Genomic DNA, 18,563 nt, shown 5'->3' with positions numbered 1-18,563 from the left:
TTTCATCATCGGGGTTTACCAAAGGTACCCTCCGATTAGCCAGTCCCTTCCTCCCTTTTTAACGAACTAACGTTTCAAGTTTACAAGCTCTTGCAAGATTTCATCCGACGTTGTGATGATACGTGTATTTGCCTGGAATCCACGCTGTGCCGTAATCATTTCGGTGAATTCTTCGGATAGGTCTACGTTTGACATTTCAAGGAAACCTGATTCAATTGTTCCGATTCCAGATACTCCAGGTGAATCAACAATTGGAGCACCTGAGTTAGTAGTTACTTTGAAGTAGTTCCCCCCGGCTTTTTCCAGTCCACCGTCATTTGGGAACTTTGCTAATTGTAATTGTCCAGCAGGTGTAAGTACACCATCCTTATCAACAAAGTTCACTGTACCATCTTGACCAATACTCATACTCTTTGCATCAGTAGGAATATTAATTTTTGGAGACAAATAAAATCCATCACCTGTAACCAGATCACCAGATTCATCGAGATAAAAATTTCCAGCTCTCGTATATAAAGTCTCACCACCAGTTGCGTCCGTTACTTGAAAGAAACCAGACCCGGAAACTGCTAAATCTAGTACTCGTCCAGTTGATTGCAGACTTCCTGTAGTGTGAATAGTGTCAATGGTTGAAATTTGCGAACCCAACCCTATCTGTTTAGCATTCACACCACCCCTTGAGGCACCGCTAGCGCTAGCTCCAGAGATATTTTGATTAATCATATCTTTAAATACAACTCGACCTTTTTTAAATCCATACGTATTAACATTCGCAATATTATTTCCGATTACATCCAGCTTCGTTTGAAAGTTTTTCATTCCACTTATACCTGAATACATTGAACGTAACATTGATTTTTCCCCTTTCGTGTTAGCTGCTTCGATCATTCCACAGCTACAGGCTTCCTATTTGGTCCAGCCTATGAGTCTATTAGTATGGTTCCATTTATATTTGTGAAAATTTGAGAACTTGCTTCATCACGGTCTAATGCTGTTATCACTGTTTTATTTTTTGCACTTACAATTAGTGCTGCATCTTTTAAAATCACCAGTGAATCTTGAACACCCTTTGTTTTCGCCTCATCTACTTTCTCCCCTATCTTCTCCCATGTTTGTGGAGTAATAGAGATTCCCCGTTGTTCCATCCTTACTTTTGCATGCTTACTGATCTGCATAAGGGGTACTTCTTGAATGGCTTTATCTAATTGAGCAGCAAAAGATGATGCGATTGAAGGTTTAGTAAAGGCTTTCGTTTTATAATTTGGTGCAATTGGTTGCAGTGAACGATGAACGAATGTCTTTTCCATACAACCACTCCCTAAGATTCAATTTTGATTAATTTATCACTGGAAATTTTGTCCCCTGCTTCTGTATGAAACCATATTTTTGAATCTTTCGTTGATACGGATTGAACGATTCCGCTCATCTCTCCATCTTCGCTGTTCCATGTTACGTTCTTTCCTATTAATAAAGATGCATTTACGAGAGAAGCTTCAGGGATATCCGTCGTATTCACTTGCGATATATTCCCGGGAGTCAGAATCGTGCCGTCCTCCATGATGAATTCAACAGAGTCACCTGTAAAGCGGACTCCTTTAACAAACCCCTGTCCTTCTTGTATTTCGGGTGTATCGCCTTCTTCAGATTCTATAATTTTATGCCATGTCACTTGTTTACCAACAAACTGATTGTAAGAGATCAATTGTGTTTGGGTTTGGTTATCCACAAATTTCTCCATTGTTTGCGTCAGGTTCGTCATTTGCTCTAATGATGAAAAGGTAGCCATTTGTGCGATGAAGTCTTTGTCCTGCATCGGATTTAACGGGTCTTGATTCTGTAATTGTGTCATCAGGATCTTCAGGAAGTCATCTTTTCCCAGAATATCCTTACCACCTTCACGCTGTTTTGTTTGGACGGTTGAATATAGTAAGCTCGGATCGATTTTCGTCATATTATCACCTATATTTCGGTATTTACGAGATATTCCTTAAAGGATTCAGTTCTTTCTTCTCCCCCGCTTCCTCCATGTTCGGGTTGATTCTGCTTATGTTGTTGTGAGGACTGTTGCTGTGACTGCCCTTTGGATTGCCGCTCAGCATCTGTTAACGCCTGTGAGATTTCAATCTTCTCTACCTGGAGGTTCTGAGATGTAAATGCATGCTTTAATCCTTGAATTTGAGAATCAAGCATTTCTTTCGCAGTTGCCGTTGAAGCTAATATTTTTGCGGTCATCACTCCGTTTTGCTGTAAAAGTTCGATCCTTAATGAGCCCAGTTGCTCTGGATACAGCTTGATTAACAGCTTACTCATGTTCGGCTGGGACACCATTTGAGATTTACTTAGGATATTCTGAAATTCTTTCACGAATTGTTCATATTGAACGGAGCGATTTCCTGATGAGAGACTCATGGAAACGGATTCTGTTTTCGGAAGTACAAAGTGTATGTGACTTGCCAGTATCGGTTGAATACTTTTCTTCTCCACTGTGACCCTTTCTGTTGAGGACTGCTTTTCCATTGTTTGCACAGGTGCTTGGCGTTGAAAAGCATCTTTCAAGATCCGGGACCAATCCTTCGCATGATTAAACTCCCTGGACAGGGATTGATCTACAGCCGCTTGAACCATCTTCATCATGTCTTTCAGCTCCGACGCTTTTGATGCTTCCATCACAAGTAAGTCACGGTTAGCTGCCAGAAGTTCAATGACCTTTACAAGTCTCGCCACTTCTTCCACTGGCCCTCTTCCATTTAAGCCCCCCACCTCATTCTTTAATGCGGATTGCAGTAACTGCATCGTTCCCAACAGGGTTTCATGAAGATCCTCTATACTATCACCTGATGAAGACGAAGATTGCTCAGTCCCAATAAGAGCGGATTGGAGCTCAGAAAAAAGTGTTTTGACCGTTTCTTTATCCATACCAACTATTTCAGCGATTTGGTCAAAGTCAAATTCCTTTAATCGGGATAAGTCTTCTAATTGTCCGCTTGATAGTCCAACTTCATCAAGCTCTGTTGCGCGTAAGATGCCTTGCAGGCTAACCAGAAGAGATAGTGTCTCGGGCTGTTTCACTTCTTCCCTTTCAACCACATGATTCGATACAAATCCTAAAAGTTTTGAAAACCCATCCAATTCTTTCTTAAAAAGCGTTGATTCCTGTCTCATCCCCATTAGTGGGTGGGAAGCTTGTGTACCTATTCCGACTTCCACTTTTTCACCTCCTCTCATGCCTTTAGCTTATCTTTCCTCCGTCGAGAGCAGCACCGTATATTTGGCAGCATCTTCCGGAGGCATGTTTTCTAAAATATCAGCTAGAGTATCAGGTTTGATACTTGATAGAATCTTCATCGCCTCATCGTCATTCATATTCATCAGAACAGGTGCTGCACTCTTTGCTGACATGGATTCAAATGTATTGACCACCTCTTTAAAGGCACGTTTGTTTTCTTCGCCAATTTGCCGTAACTCTTCAAGCTCTTCTTTTTGTTGCTGAATGGTTGCTTGTAGTTGTTCATTATCACTGTCTTTTTTTTCTGCTTCACTTTGAAGCTGAACAATTTTCGCCTCTTGATCTTCTGTTAAAGCTTGAAGTGAGATCATTTGCTCATGTAATTCCTCTCCATCCCGTGTATTCTCTGAAGGAAGGACTTTAGCTAAAAAGGGAATATCCGAACTTAAAGATTGAGCTTTTTCAAATACATTTATTCCTGCTACTGTCATGATTACAAGAGCGAAGGTTATAGCAAATAAGAGAGGAATGAAGATGATAAACACTACCCTTTGAAAACGACTTGATTGCTCTTTTTTTTCCTCTTCGATTACCTTTGCCATGAAATCACCTGACTCCCCGTTTCATATATTGAACGACCGACACTTCGTCTAATTGTTTATTTTCCACTTGTTGATTGCTTTGAAGGAAGCGATGGAGATCTTTTTCCCTCATCTTTTCGTATTTCTTCACTTCTACATTCATGTCCACAAGTTTCTCTTCGTACCAGTTCATTCGATTTCTAGCTTGTATCACCAAGTCCTGGTAATAAGAGATGGTCTTTTCGAGATTGGTAATGAATTGTTGATGATGTCGGATATCCTGTACGGATAATCCATTTTGCAATCCGGTTTCTTGGTGCTGTTCAAGGTATTCTTTCTTCTTCAGAAACTCATATAGCTTCTCGGCCACTTTTTCAAATTTTTCAATGGAACCCCTGTACATTTCTTGAACTTCATCTTTTTCTTTTTCCTTTAATGTTAAAATCCGCTCGAACCTGTATTGATAATTCACTCGATTCATCCACCTTTTTCCGATAGCTTTACAAGTTCATCAACACTTCCATGAAGGGAAACCTTCTCGTATACATCCTGCTTCAAGAAGGAGATGATGTCTGGATAGTATAGGATGGCTTCATCAACCTCACGGGAAGTACCCTTTTTATAAGCACCAATTTGGATAAGATCCTCGGAATTCATATAAGTACTCAATAGCTCTCTTATTCTAGTGGCGGCATGTAAGTGTTCATTTGATGCCAGATGATTCATTAACCGGCTCACACTTTTTAAAATATTGATAGCAGGATATTGGCCTCTATTTGCGATTTGGCGGTCAAGCACGATATGACCATCGAGGATTCCCCTGACCGTGTCTGATATAGGTTCATTTAAGTCATCACCATCTACCAATACGGTGTAAAATGCCGTAATACTTCCAAATACATTCGTTCCTGTTCTTTCTAATAGTTTGGGTAAAATAGCGAATACGGAAGGGGTGTACCCTTTAGTGGTCGGTGGTTCCCCGACCGCCAACCCGATTTCCCTCTGAGCCATTGCTACACGTGTAGCGGAATCCATCATGAGCATGACGTTCAATCCTTTATCACGAAAATATTCCGCAATGGCAGTTGCCGTAAATGCCCCTTTGATCCTCATTAAGGCAGGTTGGTCTGAAGTGGCTGCCACAACAATCGTTCGCTTTAACCCTTCTTCTCCTAAATCTCTTTCAATGAATTCCCTGACTTCTCTGCCCCGTTCACCGATTAACGCAATCACATTCAAGTCCGCTTTCGTATTTCGGGCAATCATCCCAAGCAATGTGCTTTTTCCTACCCCACTTCCAGCGAATATACCGACCCTTTGTCCTTTGCCTACAGTCAGCATGCTGTCGATGGCTTTTACACCAACCTCCATTTTCTCGTTGATTGGCGGCCTTGCCAAAGGATTGGGAGGGTCTTGTTCTGTATACGTTGTGCTCAATCCACTTGGCAAGTTACTTCCATCGAGTGGATGTCCAAGGGAATCAATCACCTTCCCTATTAAAGATGGACCAATTTTGATTTCTAACGGCTTTGCGGTTCCTTCAACCAAACTGCCGGGAGAGATATCCTGCATATTGGTATAAGGCATGAGGATCACTAAATCATCATTAAACCCTACCACTTCTGCTAAAATCACTTTCTGCTTGCCTCGGGAATAAATATGAATATGACATACTTCACCAACAGAACTTTCAGGTCCTTGAGATTCGATCATTAACCCGACAACCCGCTTTACCTTTCCAAACTTTTTGAAAGTCGGAATCCGGTGGATATGGTGAATTAGATCTGCGGCTTTCATTCAACATCACCTTCCAGAAAATGAAGAAGCTTCAGCTTTAATTCTCTTAATTGGGAATCCACACTCACAATGACACGTCCCTGATTGGTTTCTATATAACATTCCTCTGGTTTAAGGTCATCATTTGCATAAATAAAGCACTGAACATTAGTGGGGAACATGACTTCAAGCTCGTTTTTGTTTTCAACCAAAAGTTTATGCTTAGACGGATGAACATGAATCTGAATTTGGGGTAAATCTCTTACTTCCCTCAACCCCTGTTGGACGATTGAAAGGAAATGATCGGGTTCGTCCTCAAGTTTCCGATTCAAAATCTTCTCAGCACTTGTAATCCCCAGACTAACAATGACCTTTTCTGCATTGTGAATATAGTCATGATATTGTTGTTTATTTAGCTCGGTCATTTCATTGGCTTCCATTAAAAGCTGTTGATAATCTTGATAACCTTTGTTTCTGCCCTCTTCTTCACCTTGAAGAAATCCGGCATTATAGGCTTCTTGCATGAGTTGCTCCCGCTCGATCACCCACTTTTCTCGTTCACGTTCAATTTGACTCTGAGCATGAAGAGTCATTTCTTTCGCTTCTTCGATTATTCGGGCCGCTTTTTCTTTCGCTTCTTCTATAATGTGATCTACCTGATTTGCTCTGTTCAGTTCAAAGTCATTCGCTTCATGCTGCTTGGATTTTCCTAGTGGCATAACTCTTTTAAGGGATATCACTTTTCCATCTTCATGAATGGTTTGAGCAATGGAAGACTTAATGATTCTAGACAATGATATCGTCTCCTCCACCACGGGCTATGATAATCTCACCGGAATCCTCTAATCGCCTTATCACAGCTACAATCCTAGACTGTGCTTCTTCTACATCGCGCAAACGAACCGGCCCCATGAATTCCATTTCTTCTTTAAGGGTCTCCACCATTCGATTAGACATGTTTCTATATACAACTTCCTTGACCTCGTCGCTGGAGACTTTAAGGGCAAGGAGAAGGTCTTCGTTATCACAATCCCGAATGACACGTTGTATGGAACGTCCATCAAGGGTAACAATATCTTCGAACACAAACATTCTCTTCTTGATTTCTTCTGCTAATTCCGGATCTTGAATTTCCAATGCATCTAGGATTGTTTTCTCTGTAGAACGATCTACCCCATTCAGCACTTCCACCACTGCTTCAACTCCACCCGTTTGCGTATAATCCTGGGTAACTGTCGCAGAAAGCTTTCTTTCAAGGATAGCTTCTACCTCACTTATCACTTCTGGTGATGTACCATCCATAATTGCGATTCTCCTTGCAATATCCGCTTGAACGTCTTGAGGAAGTTCTGACAGAATTTGGCCTGCCTGCTGGGGTTCAAGATAAGATAGAATCAATGCAATGGTTTGTGGGTGTTCGTTTTGAATAAAGTTGAGAATTTGAGCAGCATCTGCCCTCCTTGCAAAGTCAAAAGGCTTTACCTGTAAAGATGACGTTAATCGATTGATGATAGCTAATGCTTGTTCTGATCCGAGTGCTTTTTCTAGTACTGTTTTGGCATAGCCAATCCCGCCCTGAGAGATATAATCTTGAGCAATGGCAATATTGTGAAACTCCTCTAGAATATCCTCTTTCGCTTCATTCTCTACCTTTTTGACTCCGGAAATCTCTAACGTTAATTTTTCGATATCTTCTTCTGACAAATGCTTGTACACTGACGCGGATACATCAGGACCAAGAGAGATCAGGAGGATGGCTGCTTTTTGTTTTCCGGTTAATTCTTTCTCTCTTCTAACCATGTTCACCCCTCCTAATCCTCTGCTAACCAGGTACGTAATAATTTTGCAAATTCTTCCGGCTTTTCTCTAGCCATCTTTTCAAGCTGTTTCCGGCGAATGGATCCTTCTGTTTCTTCTTTAGGCTCAATATCAGGGATATGGACAGGCTCCCTTTTTTCTTCGTAAACCATTTCTTCTAGCACTTCTTTCTTTCTGGAACGAATTAAGAAAAATACTAACAGTAGGATGACAACAAGAAGTATCCCTCCAACTACATAAGTCCACCAAGGAAGAACAGATTTCTCTTCAGAGACCAAGTTGACTTTTCCATTAAACGGTTGAACCGAAACGATTACTTTGTCTTCAATTGCCTCGTCTGTTAATTCAGGGGTAGAATCCTTGTCAATGGACGTTCGTACAATGGTCGATAGTACTTCGCGGATATCATCCACCCTATCTTGAGGAAGAGAATTTACCTCTTCAGGATTTGGAGGCTCCACCATTACCTGAATCCCAAGGTCCCGTATTTTGTATGGACTCTCTACCACTTCTTTACGGATACGATTGACCTCATTGTTGATCGTTTCTTCCATTCGTTCATAATCACCGTTTGATTCAGACCCAGAGCCATAAGTATCTCCGCTATTCGTTGGTTCATTGCCATCCCCGGCTCCAGGTGTCCCTCCCGGATTTGCCCCTTCTCCTGAAAAGGTTTCGGTAATTCGTTGGGCACTAACGGCAATTCCTTCCATATTTTCTTCATCCACTGGGGTTACAATGTTTTCTTCACGGTTTTCCTGGGTAAAGTCTATATCAGTTGTAACCGATACAACCACCTTGTTAAATCCAATCAATGTGCCGAGCATATTCTGAACTTGACGTTGTATATCACGTTCAATTTCTTTCTTAACATCCATTTGTTGAGCAAAGTTCCCTCCACCCATGGAATTATTTTGGGATTCCAAGTCAAAATACTCAAAAAATTGATTCATGATGACGATATTCTCAGTAGGAAGATCAGGAACACTTTTCGAAACCAGATGGTAAAGAGACTTAATCTGCTTTTGATCAAAAGTGAAACCAGGATTAGTATTTAATACAATGGACGCTGATGCTTGCTGAACGTCATCATTCAAGAAAACCTGCTTCTCAGGAAGATTGATCATGACTTTTGCATCTTGTACTCCCTCGATCCCTTTCATGAGTTGAGCCAGTTCCGTTTGCATTGCATCCAGCTTTAACACATTAAATTCATTATCGGTCATGCCAAATCCAGCATTTTGACTGAAGAAAGAGTAATCGATACTGCCCGAGTTAGGGATACCTTCTGCCGCTAACTCAACCTTTAATGTATCTACTTGTTCTTTAGGAACCATGATGGTTGATCCACCATCGGAAATCTCCGATGGTATTCCTCTACCGTCGAGATTTTCTTTTATGGTTCCGGTTTCTGATGGTGATAGATTACTGTAAAGGGGCACAAGAGACGTTCTTGTTGCAAAGAAGCTCACAACACTAATCAGAATGACCATAATCAGGAAGGTGGCACCCATACTAATCTTCTGTTTTTTTGTTCTGCTTGCCCAATAAGACTTTATTAGTTCTGTATATTTCTTTAACGATTCATTCATTACAATCCTCCGGTACATGACTGCATGAGCCTACTACATTGGCATTCTCATTATTTCCTGATACGCTTCTACTACTTTGTTTCGCACTTCCATGGTCGTTTGGAGCGTAATACTGGCCTTTTGCGAGGCGATCATCATTTGATGAAGATCAACATTTTCTCCCCGTACAAGCTTCTCTGTCATTTGATCTGATTGAACTTGCATTTCATTCACTTCTTCAATGGAATTTTTTAGTAATTGACTGAAATTCCCTGTACTTTCTGAAGGTGAAATATTTTTTTTTTCAAATGACGGACTTATAACTCCAGGATTAATCGAATTGATATTATGTATTGTCATAGAATTATACCTTCTTCCCTACTTACCAATTTCTAAAGATTTCATTAACATCGCTTTATTTGCATTAAATACGGTTACGTTTGCTTCATAAGAACGAGTAGCCGATATAAGGTCAACCATTTCTCGTAAAGGATCCACATTGGGTAGTTGTACATACCCCTCGACATTCGCATCAGGATGTTCTGGATTGTAGACCATTTTAAAAGGTGTCTCATTATCTTCTTCGATTCTGGAAACCTTTACCCCGCTACCAACACTATGTTTGTCTCCAGTGTTCATAGCATTATTTAATAATGATGAAAATTGATTTTCCTTAGATGCCATTACAACAGATTTTCTCTTATAAGGCCGCCACTCCCCTTCCACCATTTCTCCTCTTGTAGTGTCCACATTCGCCATATTAGATGAAATGACATCCATTCTTAAACGCTGAGCAGTCAAGGCAGAAGCTGTTGTATTCATACTTGTAAAAATAGCCATTATCATTTACCTCCCCTTACAACCGTTTGAAGACTGTTGAACTTACCATTTATCCGATCTGTCAGGGCGTTAAAATAGATTTGATTCGAAGCCATTTCTGACATTTCCTGATCTAAATCTACACCATTACCATTGTGATTATATTGATAAGCTGTTTTTGTTTTAACTGTTGGATGTTGACCGCTTGAATGAAAGGAAAAATGCCGGTGATCGGTTCTTTTGGCATCTAGTTGTTGAATTGATTGATCCAACATTTTCTTAAATTCTACTTCTTTTGCTTTATAATTTGGCGTATCGACATTTGCGATATTTTGAGAAATTACTTTTTGATTTAATGAGGCGTAATTAAGTCCTCTTTCTAGAGTTGTGAAAGTGTTGGAAAATAATTTCACTTAAGGCACCTCTATCCTTTTTTTTGACAAGATACTACTATTTTTTACAAATTTAGCATGCAACAGTATTTATTGTAATGTTTAGCAAGATTAGTGTCTATGAATATTCCGTAAATTTTCAAGAATGAGCTCGATAATCAAAGAATTCGTGACTTTTAATCTATATTTAACCCTTAAATTCCCAAGGATATTTTTACAAATAAATGATGTTTTTTCTAATTTTATTACATACATGTTACACTTCCGCTTTTTTAATAGAATTATTTTCAATGTACAAAATTCAAAGATGTTGCTTTCTTCATGAATCTCTTACATAAATATAAATCCACCTTTATTACACATGAAAATAACACCTGCAAAGAGGTGAAAGTTCTCATAATTCTCATTCTCTACTGGTTTAGAAGCATTTTGTCGAAAATAGTCGTAACATTGTTGTAACTTTATTGTACTATTCATGTCATTTATGACAATACCTAACGGATAATAATCGATAGTCCATTTGGCTTATTTTCACTAAACAATCTGATATTTCCGTCCATTCGTACCACAAAAGCGGAGGGACTTTGCTTAGAGGCGACAAGCATAAGCCAAGGCCACCGGAAAGGCGCTCATTGCCTTTTTGGTGGACTTGACTTATGACCTCGAGCCTCTAAGTCCCGGAGCTGGATGACACAAAAGCGGAGGGACTTTGCTTAGAGGCGACAAGCATAAGGGAAACCAAATAAAAAAGCTGTTCCCCATTTGGGAACAGCTTTTCATTGTATTAATTTGTACGAAGCTTATCTAATTCAACTAAGAACTTATTGTTTAAGACTTTAATGTAAGTACCTTTCATTCCCAGGGAACGAGACTCAATTACACCGGCACTTTCTAATTTACGAAGGGCATTAACGATTACTGAACGAGTGATTCCCACTCTATCCGCAATTTTCGAAGCCACCAAAAGACCTTCATTACCATTAAGCTCTTCAAAGATATGCTCGATCGCTTCAAGCTCACTGTATGATAATGAACTGATCGCCATTTGTACAACTGCTTTACTTCTAGCTTCCACTTCAATTTCTTCAGCTTTTTCCCGAAGAATTTCCATACCAACTACTGTTGCACCATATTCAGCCAAGATTAGATCATCGTCTTCGAAGCTTGCTTCCAGGCGAGCGAGAATTAATGTACCCAGTCTTTCTCCTCCCCCAATAATAGGAACGATTGTTGTTAACCCATTTTTGAAGAATTCTCTATTTTCAACAGGGAAAGCAGTATATTCACTGTTAACATCCAGGTTTGGTGATGTTTCTTGAACATTAAACAGGTTTTGAGTATACTCCTCGGGGAATTGACGGTCAGCAAGCATTTGTTTCATGCGCTCGTTTTCAATTTGCTGATTGATAGCGTATCCAAGTAATTTACCTCGACGACTTACAACGAATACATTTGCTTCGATGACCTTGCTTAGTGTTTCTGACATTTCTTTAAAGTTAACTGGTTTACCAGCTGCTTTTTGCAGCATAGCATTAATGGTTCTTGTTTTACCTAATAAATTCATTTCATTTCCTCCTACTACAACTTAAGTGTATCTATTATTTAATTTAGTATTGTGATTAATTCATCTATCTTTACCCAATAGAGTGAAGGTGAAAACTTATAGAATAAACTGACTCAGATCCTTATCCTTCGATATGGCGCCTAACTTATCATCCACATACTGAGGTGTGATTTTAACCGTTTCTAGTGTAATGTCCGGAGCTTCAAAAGATAAGTCCTCGAGAAGTTTTTCCATAATCGTATGAAGTCTTCTCGCTCCTATATTATCGGTGTTCTGATTTACGTCATATGCAATTTCAGCTAATCTACGAATAGCATCGTCAGAAAATTCAATTTGTATACCTTCTGTTTCCATTAAAGCAATATATTGTTTGATTATCGCATTATCAGGTTCAATGAGTATACGCACAAAGTCTTCTGTAGAAAGCTTCTGAAGTTCCACTCTGATTGGAAAACGACCTTGTAATTCCGGGATAAGATCAGATGGTTTACTCATGTGAAAGGCACCTGCGGCAATAAAAAGCACGTGATCTGTTTTCACGGAACCATGCTTCGTGACAACCGTAGATCCCTCTACAACTGGAAGGATGTCACGCTGAACCCCTTCTCTTGAAACATCGGCTGAAGATTGGCCAGAGCCCTTGCTTGCAATTTTATCAATCTCATCGATAAAAATGATTCCTGATTGCTCTGCACGCACGATTGCCTCCTGGGTCACTTCGTCCATATCAATGAGCTTTTGAGCTTCCTCATTAGTAAGAACGATTCTCGCTTCTTTCACCTTTAATTTGCGTTTTTTCTTTTTCTTTGGCATGAAGCTGCTCATGGCATCCTGCATGTTCATCCCCATCTGTTCCATACCGGATCCTTGGAGCATATCGAACATGGAAGGCTGCTGCTCTTCTACTTCAATGGTGATGAACTCTTCTTCAAGCTCACCATTCTGTAGCCTCGTTTCCATTCTTCGTCTTTGCTCTTGAAGGGAACTCTCTTCTTGCTTTTCTTCCTCTTCTTCCGAAGTGCCCTGAGTCTGACTGCCACCAAAGATCATTTCAAATGGGTTTTTGTAAGAGGATGACTTTTTCTTAGATGGTACAACCATTTCGACTAAGCGTCGATTGGCGTTTTCAGCAGCTCTTTCACGAACTCCTACCATCTTCTCCTCTTTCACCAGCCGGACAGACGTTTCGACTAAATCTCTTACCATTGATTCTACATCACGTCCAACATAGCCTACTTCAGTAAACTTTGTAGCCTCCACTTTTACAAAAGGAGCTCTTACAAGCTTCGCGATTCTTCTGGCAATCTCTGTCTTTCCGACCCCTGTTGGTCCCATCATTAAAATGTTCTTTGGAATCACTTCATCCTTTAATACATCAGAAAGAAGGCTACGGCGATAACGGTTACGTAATGCAACAGCGACCGCTCTCTTTGCATCTTTTTGTCCTACAATATATTGATCCAGACGTTCAACAATTTGCCTTGGAGTTAAGTGATCGGTACTCTTCATCAAATGGCACACTCCTTACTTTCCCTATAGTGTGAAAGAATATAAAATTTCTACATAATGATCCATGTTTAAAGCTCTTCAACAATAATTTGATTATTTGTATATACACATATATCAGCAGCAATTTGTAAGGAAGATTGAGCGATTTCCCTTGCTGATAAATGGTCACCTGCGTATTGCTTTAATGCTCTTCCAGCAGACAATGCATAATTTCCACCTGATCCAATGGCTAAAATTCCATCATCCGGCTCGATCACTTCACCTGTTCCTGAAATTAGAAGCAAGTGATTTTCATCCATTACAATCAACATCGCTTCAAGCTTTCTTAACACCTTGTCGCTTCTCCACTCTTTAGCTAACTCAACAGCTGCTCTCGGAAGGTTCCCGTTAAATTCCTGGAGTTTCCCTTCGAACATTTCCGATAGTGTGAATGCATCTGCAACAGACCCGGCAAAACCTGCCAATACTTTACCATTAAAAAGCTTCCGTACTTTTTTTGCTGTATGCTTCATCACAACTGTATTGCCAAATGTAACCTGTCCGTCACCAGACATCGCACATTTGCCTCTATGTTGCACGGCAAAAATAGTGGTTGCGTGGAATTGTTCCATATCCTGACCTCCAACTCTTCTAAGCACGTGGATGATGTGCTAAATACGTTTTTCTTAACTGGTCCTTTGATACATGAGTATATACTTGAGTTGATGATAACTGAGAGTGTCCAAGAAGTTCCTGAACCGTTCTTAAATCGGCACCATTATTAAGTAAATGCGTAGCAAATGTATGCCTTAGCATATGGGGATGAATCTTTCCGGTCAAGGAAGCCTTCTCGATAATCTTATTTAAGATAAGACGTATCCCCCTTTGGGTTAATGCTCCGCCACGATGATTGACCAACAAATGGGTATGAGTTTGATTCTTCATTAACATGGGGCGTGATTGTGTTATGTATTGTTCTATAGCATCATGAGCAAAGCTGCCAAATGGTACATATCTCTCTTTGTTACCCTTACCTTTCACAAGAATTGTAGAAAGACCTAAATCTACGTCCTTCAGTTGCATATTTGTGCATTCACTTACGCGAATACCTGTTGCATAAAGAAGTTCAAAGATGGCTCGGTTGCGTATGTCTAAAGGTGTTTCTCCACCGCACGCTTCTAACAATACTTGTATTTCTTCCTCGTAAAAAAAGTTAGGCAATCGTTGTTCTTTTTTAGGAAGATTCACAAAGGAAAATGGATTAACAGTTAGCTGTTTTTCCCGATTTAAATAACGGTAAAAACTTCTTAAACTGGAAACCTTCCTTGAAATGGAAGACCTCATTAAACCATGATCATGCAGCTTGGTTAAAAAAAGTCTCGCATCAGAATACTCGACATCTTTTAATGAACTTAAACCTTGTTCTTTCATAAATACGTAGAACTCTTCAATATCATGACGATATTGTTCAAAAGTGTGAGCAGAATAATGCTTTTCTATTTGTATATATTCAGTAAAGGATTGTAATTGTTCATATAATTGATTTTTCATTTTCAACACCTCACAAGGGCTACTAAATAGTAACACAACCTAGCAGCCCTTGCAATGAATTTTACACTTTTTTCACAAAGTTCTGAATTGTTTCTAAGGCCCGAGTTGCATGCTGTTCATTACGCTCTTTCTTGCCTTTTACCTTTTTGGGTAAATCAGGGAAAAGACCGAAATTAGCATTCATCGGTTGGAAGTTATTTTTGTTGGCAGTCGTTATATATCTTGCCATGCTTCCAATCGCTGTTTCATGTGGAAATACTAGGGCTGATTCACCCTTGGCTATCTTCGCAGCATTGATTCCAGCAATCAACCCGCTGGCAGCGGATTCCACATAACCTTCCACACCTGTCATTTGGCCGGCAAAAAAAAGATTCTCATGTTCTTTTAATTGATAGGTATCTTTTAGAACATTTGGAGAGTTGATGAAGGTATTTCTGTGCATGACCCCATAACGGACAATATCTGCATTCTCAAGTCCCGGAATTAATTGGAGAACTTCTTTTTGAGGGCCCCACTTTAAATGTGTTTGGAAGCCTACAATATTATAAAGTGTGCCCGCTGCATCATCTTGTCTTAACTGAACAACAGCATATGGTCGTTTACCTGTTTTAGGGTCTTCTAATCCCACTGGCTTTAAAGGGCCAAATAACATGGTTTTCTTTCCCCGGGAAGCCATCACTTCTATCGGCATGCAGCCTTCAAAGAAGATTTCTTTTTCAAACTCTTTCAAAGGCACCGTTTCAGCTGAAATAAGAGCTTCATAAAAACGATTGAACTCACTCTCTGTCATCGGGCAATTTAAATATGCCGCTTCCCCTTTGTCATATCGGGATTTCAAATACACTTTGTCCATATCAATGGAATCCTTCTCGATGATTGGAGCTGCAGCATCATAGAAATATAAATGCTCTTCACCTGTTACTTTTCTAATTTTCTCAGAGAGACTCTCACTTGTCAGCGGCCCTGTGGCTACAATGGTAATTCCTTCAGGTAGATCCGTGACTTCTTCATTGAATACTGTGACATTCGGGTGATTTTTTACTTTCTCAGTAACATGTGCTGCAAATTCATGGCGGTCGACTGCCAACGCTCCCCCTGCCGGAACTGAACATGCATCAGCTGCTGACATAATGACCGAGTCTAATTGACGCATTTCTTCTTTTAATACCCCAACGGCATTGGTTAATGTATTTGCTCTAAGTGAGTTGCTGCACACAAGCTCTGCAAATTTATCTGTATGATGGGCAGGTGTTTGGCGTACAGGTCTCATTTCATAAAGGTTTACCTTTATTCCCCTCTTGGCAATCTGCCATGCGGCTTCACTTCCCGCTAACCCTGCTCCAATAACATTTACTGGCATCTATATAAACCTCCTGTAAATCGATCCTTCGTCTTAACCATATTGTATTGTACACCAATGCACAAAGATAAAAAAGACAAAAGCATATTGAGAATTTGTCATTTTGACTAAATGCAAACAGAAAAGGGCTGACCCAACAGATAATAGAGAAATCACCTGTTGGGACAGTCCCTTGTTACATTGTATAAGTTCATTGTTCAACAATCAATCTTTTTATTGATCAGAGGAATAGGAAACTCACACTATTTCTGAGGTTCTTCTTTATAATCACAATTCGTACATTGAATTTGATTACCTTTTTTAAGCTTTTTCTCTACGAGCAATTCTGAACATTTCGGACATTTCCGTTCGATAGGTTTATCCCAAGATAGGAAATCACATTCAGGATACTGATCACAGCCGTAGAAAATACGCTTTTTCTTGCTTTTTCGCTCTATGATATTCCCTTTTTCACATTTAGGACATTTCACACCAATTTCCTTGACGATCGGCTTTGTATTTCTACAATCGGGGAAATTACTGCATGCCATGAATTTACCATATCTGCCCATTTTGAACACCATTGGATGTCCGCATTCTTCACAGTCTTCACCGGCAGGTTCATCGCGGATTTCGATTTTTTCCATCTCATTTTCCGCTTTTTCTAAGTGTTTTTCAAAATCCTGATAAAAACGGTCGATGATACTTTCCCATTTCACATTGCCGTCTTCAATATCATCAAGGCTGCGCTCCATGTTTGCCGTAAACTCTACATCAATGATCTCCGGGAAGAACTCTCTAACTAACTCTAAGACGATTTCACCCAGTTCCGTTGGAATGAAACGCTTATTATCAAGTGTTACATAGCCTCTTCGTTGAATCGTATCCAGAGTCGGGGCATACGTGGAAGGGCGGCCAATACCCAGTTCTTCCAATGTCTTAACCAGCCTCGCTTCTGTATACCTTGGTGGTGGTTGAGTGAAATGCTGATTTGGATCAATACTTTCACTTTTCACTTTATCGTTTTCTTCCAAGGCAGGAAGAAGATTGTCTTTTTCTTCTTTCTGATCATCAGATCCTTCAACATAGACTTTCATAAAGCCTGGGAACTTCACTTTAGAGCCGGTTGCTCTAAACATGACTGAACCATTTACGATATCAACGCTCATCGTATCCATGATTGCCGGGGACATTTCACTTGCCACAAATCGTTCCCAAATCAATTTATAAAGTCTGTATTGATCTCTTGAAAGATATTCTTTCACTGAAGCCGGATCCCTTAATGTACTGGTTGGACGGATGGCTTCGTGGGCATCTTGTGACTTTTGTTGTTTTTTCTCTTTGCGCTCAGTCTGCTTAACGAAGTCATTTCCATATTTATTAACGATGTAATCGTTCGCTTCTTTTTGAGCCACTTCTGAAATACGAGTCGAGTCAGTTCTCATATAAGTAATAAAACCAACCGTACCTTCTTTCCCCATCTCAATTCCTTCATATAATTGCTGGGCAAGCATCATCGTTTTCTTCGCACGGAAGTTTAACTTTCTTGCTGCTTCCTGCTGTAGTGAAGAAGTTGTAAATGGCGGAGCCGGATTCCGTTTTCTTTCCTTTTTTGTCACTTTGTTAATTTCAAAGGACTTCCCTTTTACTTTACCAAGCACTTCTTTCACATCTTCTTCGGTCTTCAATTCAACCTTCTTACCGTCCATTCCGTAAAACGATGCCTGGAATGTATCGTTCCCTTTTGTGAATTCAGCTTCTATTGACCAGTACTCTTCTGGAGTAAAGCTTTTGATTTCATTTTCACGGTCAATGATTAATCGTACAGCGACGGATTGTACTCTTCCTGCACTTAGACCTTTTTTAACTTTTTTCCAAAGGAGAGGGCTGATGTTATACCCAACTAATCGATCTAAAATTCTCCGTGCTTGCTGTGCATCGACTAAATCCATATTGATTGCTCGTGGATGCTTAAAAGATTCTTTAATCGCATCCTTCGTGATTTCATTGAAGACCACACGACACTCGGAACTCGTGTCCATATCAAGGCTGTGAGCCAAATGCCACGCAATGGCTTCTCCTTCTCTGTCGGGGTCAGCCGCCAGGAAGATTTTCTTTACTTTTTTTGCTGCGGTTTTCAGTTCTTTTAATACAGGGCCTTTACCACGTATCGTTATATACTTCGGTTCAAATTCGTTATTAACATCCACGCCCATTTGACTCTTCGGTAAGTCTCTGACGTGTCCCATTGAAGCCCTGACCTTATATTTCTTTCCTAAATAACGTTCAATTGTTTTCGCCTTAGCCGGCGATTCCACTATTACTAAATAATCTGCCATCCAATAAGCCTCCTTAAAGAGGAAAATAATCACTGTTTATAGCACCTTGGAATGATAAAGATCCTAGCGTAACGGAAACGTTTACACTTTCATTCACAT

At 40.0% G+C, this 18,563-nt stretch carries 19 protein-coding genes; all 19 read right to left on the bottom strand.

Annotated elements, in window-relative coordinates; all coding sequences use genetic code 11:
• Positions 1-66: 66 nt before the first annotated feature.
• The 19 genes from flgG to topA all read right to left on the bottom strand — a co-directional run bounded on the left by flgG (position 67) and on the right by topA (position 18,464).
• Complete coding sequence (gene flgG / locus Q1B03_RS09960; protein WP_299740862.1) at positions 67-852, bottom strand: flagellar basal body rod protein FlgG; 786 nt, start codon at positions 850-852, stop codon at positions 67-69.
• Between the two features lie 68 nt (positions 853-920).
• Complete coding sequence (locus tag Q1B03_RS09955; protein ID WP_299740860.1) at positions 921-1,307, bottom strand: TIGR02530 family flagellar biosynthesis protein; 387 nt, start codon at positions 1,305-1,307, stop codon at positions 921-923.
• Positions 1,308-1,318: 11 nt separating this feature from the next.
• Positions 1,319-1,951, bottom strand: coding sequence for a flagellar hook assembly protein FlgD (gene flgD / locus Q1B03_RS09950; protein WP_299740858.1), 633 nt, complete (start codon positions 1,949-1,951; stop codon positions 1,319-1,321).
• 8 nt (positions 1,952-1,959) lie between these two features.
• Positions 1,960-3,207, bottom strand: coding sequence for a flagellar hook-length control protein FliK (locus Q1B03_RS09945; protein WP_299740856.1), 1,248 nt, complete (start codon positions 3,205-3,207; stop codon positions 1,960-1,962).
• A 27-nt stretch (positions 3,208-3,234) separates the two neighbouring features.
• Positions 3,235-3,828 (bottom strand): MotE family protein, encoded by a 594-nt coding sequence (locus Q1B03_RS09940; protein WP_299740853.1) that lies wholly within the window; start codon positions 3,826-3,828, stop codon positions 3,235-3,237.
• Positions 3,829-3,832: 4 nt separating this feature from the next.
• The gene (gene fliJ, locus Q1B03_RS09935) at positions 3,833-4,279 is read right to left on the bottom strand and encodes a flagellar export protein FliJ (RefSeq protein ID WP_299741292.1); all 447 of its coding nucleotides are present in this window, start codon (positions 4,277-4,279) and stop codon (positions 3,833-3,835) included.
• 5 nt (positions 4,280-4,284) lie between these two features.
• Positions 4,285-5,604 carry a flagellar protein export ATPase FliI gene (gene fliI / locus Q1B03_RS09930; RefSeq protein WP_299740851.1) on the bottom strand — a complete coding sequence of 440 codons (1,320 nt, stop codon included), beginning with the start codon at positions 5,602-5,604 and terminating at the stop codon, positions 4,285-4,287.
• Complete coding sequence (gene fliH / locus Q1B03_RS09925) at positions 5,601-6,377, bottom strand: flagellar assembly protein FliH (RefSeq protein ID WP_299740849.1); 777 nt, start codon at positions 6,375-6,377, stop codon at positions 5,601-5,603. The genes fliI and fliH overlap by 4 nt, the downstream gene beginning before the upstream one ends.
• On the bottom strand, positions 6,370-7,383 hold the full coding sequence (gene fliG, locus Q1B03_RS09920; RefSeq protein ID WP_299740847.1) for a flagellar motor switch protein FliG: 1,014 nt from the start codon (positions 7,381-7,383) through the stop codon (positions 6,370-6,372). Before fliG ends, fliH begins: the two co-directional genes overlap by 8 nt.
• 11 nt (positions 7,384-7,394) lie before the next feature.
• Positions 7,395-8,993, bottom strand: a complete 1,599-nt coding sequence (gene fliF / locus Q1B03_RS09915) for a flagellar basal-body MS-ring/collar protein FliF (protein ID WP_299740845.1) — start codon at positions 8,991-8,993, stop codon at positions 7,395-7,397.
• A 33-nt stretch (positions 8,994-9,026) separates the two neighbouring features.
• Positions 9,027-9,332 (bottom strand): flagellar hook-basal body complex protein FliE, encoded by a 306-nt coding sequence (gene fliE / locus Q1B03_RS09910; RefSeq protein WP_299740843.1) that lies wholly within the window; start codon positions 9,330-9,332, stop codon positions 9,027-9,029.
• Positions 9,333-9,350: 18 nt separating this feature from the next.
• Positions 9,351-9,812 (bottom strand): flagellar basal body rod protein FlgC, encoded by a 462-nt coding sequence (gene flgC / locus Q1B03_RS09905; protein ID WP_299740840.1) that lies wholly within the window; start codon positions 9,810-9,812, stop codon positions 9,351-9,353.
• A 2-nt stretch (positions 9,813-9,814) separates the two neighbouring features.
• Complete coding sequence (gene flgB / locus Q1B03_RS09900; protein ID WP_299740838.1) at positions 9,815-10,204, bottom strand: flagellar basal body rod protein FlgB; 390 nt, start codon at positions 10,202-10,204, stop codon at positions 9,815-9,817.
• Between the two features lie 763 nt (positions 10,205-10,967).
• Positions 10,968-11,747, bottom strand: a complete 780-nt coding sequence (gene codY, locus Q1B03_RS09895; RefSeq protein ID WP_044337406.1) for a GTP-sensing pleiotropic transcriptional regulator CodY — start codon at positions 11,745-11,747, stop codon at positions 10,968-10,970.
• A gap of 96 nt (positions 11,748-11,843) precedes the next feature.
• Positions 11,844-13,256, bottom strand: coding sequence for an HslU--HslV peptidase ATPase subunit (gene hslU, locus Q1B03_RS09890; protein ID WP_299741291.1), 1,413 nt, complete (start codon positions 13,254-13,256; stop codon positions 11,844-11,846).
• A gap of 68 nt (positions 13,257-13,324) precedes the next feature.
• Positions 13,325-13,867, bottom strand: coding sequence for an ATP-dependent protease subunit HslV (gene hslV, locus Q1B03_RS09885; protein WP_044337408.1), 543 nt, complete (start codon positions 13,865-13,867; stop codon positions 13,325-13,327).
• 19 nt (positions 13,868-13,886) lie between these two features.
• Positions 13,887-14,786 carry a tyrosine recombinase XerC gene (gene xerC, locus Q1B03_RS09880; protein WP_299740834.1) on the bottom strand — a complete coding sequence of 300 codons (900 nt, stop codon included), beginning with the start codon at positions 14,784-14,786 and terminating at the stop codon, positions 13,887-13,889.
• A 61-nt stretch (positions 14,787-14,847) separates the two neighbouring features.
• The gene (gene trmFO / locus Q1B03_RS09875) at positions 14,848-16,146 is read right to left on the bottom strand and encodes an FADH(2)-oxidizing methylenetetrahydrofolate--tRNA-(uracil(54)-C(5))-methyltransferase TrmFO (RefSeq protein WP_299740832.1); all 1,299 of its coding nucleotides are present in this window, start codon (positions 16,144-16,146) and stop codon (positions 14,848-14,850) included.
• A 242-nt stretch (positions 16,147-16,388) separates the two neighbouring features.
• The gene (gene topA, locus Q1B03_RS09870; RefSeq protein ID WP_299740830.1) at positions 16,389-18,464 is read right to left on the bottom strand and encodes a type I DNA topoisomerase; all 2,076 of its coding nucleotides are present in this window, start codon (positions 18,462-18,464) and stop codon (positions 16,389-16,391) included.
• Positions 18,465-18,563 lie beyond the last annotated feature (99 nt).

The sequence above is a fragment of the uncultured Rossellomorea sp. genome, assembly GCF_947488365.1.
Lineage (GTDB): Bacteria > Bacillota > Bacilli > Bacillales > Bacillaceae_B > Rossellomorea.
Note: the sequence above shows the minus strand (reverse complement) of the source record. Positions and strands in the feature narration are given on the sequence as shown.

Excerpts from the sequence above, each read along its gene's own strand:
- flgG (WP_299740862.1), bottom strand. The coding sequence starts at position 852 with ATGTTACGTTCAATGTATTCAGGTATAAGTGGAATGAAAAACTTTCAA.
- Q1B03_RS09955 (WP_299740860.1), bottom strand. The coding sequence starts at position 1,307 with ATGGAAAAGACATTCGTTCATCGTTCACTGCAACCAATTGCACCAAAT.
- flgD (WP_299740858.1), bottom strand. The coding sequence starts at position 1,951 with ATGACGAAAATCGATCCGAGCTTACTATATTCAACCGTCCAAACAAAA.
- Q1B03_RS09940 (WP_299740853.1), bottom strand. The coding sequence starts at position 3,828 with ATGGCAAAGGTAATCGAAGAGGAAAAAAAAGAGCAATCAAGTCGTTTT.
- fliI (WP_299740851.1), bottom strand. The coding sequence starts at position 5,604 with ATGAAAGCCGCAGATCTAATTCACCATATCCACCGGATTCCGACTTTC.
- fliG (WP_299740847.1), bottom strand. The coding sequence starts at position 7,383 with ATGGTTAGAAGAGAGAAAGAATTAACCGGAAAACAAAAAGCAGCCATC.
- fliF (WP_299740845.1), bottom strand. The coding sequence starts at position 8,993 with ATGAATGAATCGTTAAAGAAATATACAGAACTAATAAAGTCTTATTGG.
- fliE (WP_299740843.1), bottom strand. The coding sequence starts at position 9,332 with ATGACAATACATAATATCAATTCGATTAATCCTGGAGTTATAAGTCCG.
- flgC (WP_299740840.1), bottom strand. The coding sequence starts at position 9,812 with ATGGCTATTTTTACAAGTATGAATACAACAGCTTCTGCCTTGACTGCT.
- codY (WP_044337406.1), bottom strand. The coding sequence starts at position 11,747 with ATGAATTTATTAGGTAAAACAAGAACCATTAATGCTATGCTGCAAAAA.
- hslU (WP_299741291.1), bottom strand. The coding sequence starts at position 13,256 with ATGAAGAGTACCGATCACTTAACTCCAAGGCAAATTGTTGAACGTCTG.
- hslV (WP_044337408.1), bottom strand. The coding sequence starts at position 13,867 with ATGGAACAATTCCACGCAACCACTATTTTTGCCGTGCAACATAGAGGC.
- xerC (WP_299740834.1), bottom strand. The coding sequence starts at position 14,786 with ATGAAAAATCAATTATATGAACAATTACAATCCTTTACTGAATATATA.
- trmFO (WP_299740832.1), bottom strand. The coding sequence starts at position 16,146 with ATGCCAGTAAATGTTATTGGAGCAGGGTTAGCGGGAAGTGAAGCCGCA.
- topA (WP_299740830.1), bottom strand. The coding sequence starts at position 18,464 with ATGGCAGATTATTTAGTAATAGTGGAATCGCCGGCTAAGGCGAAAACA.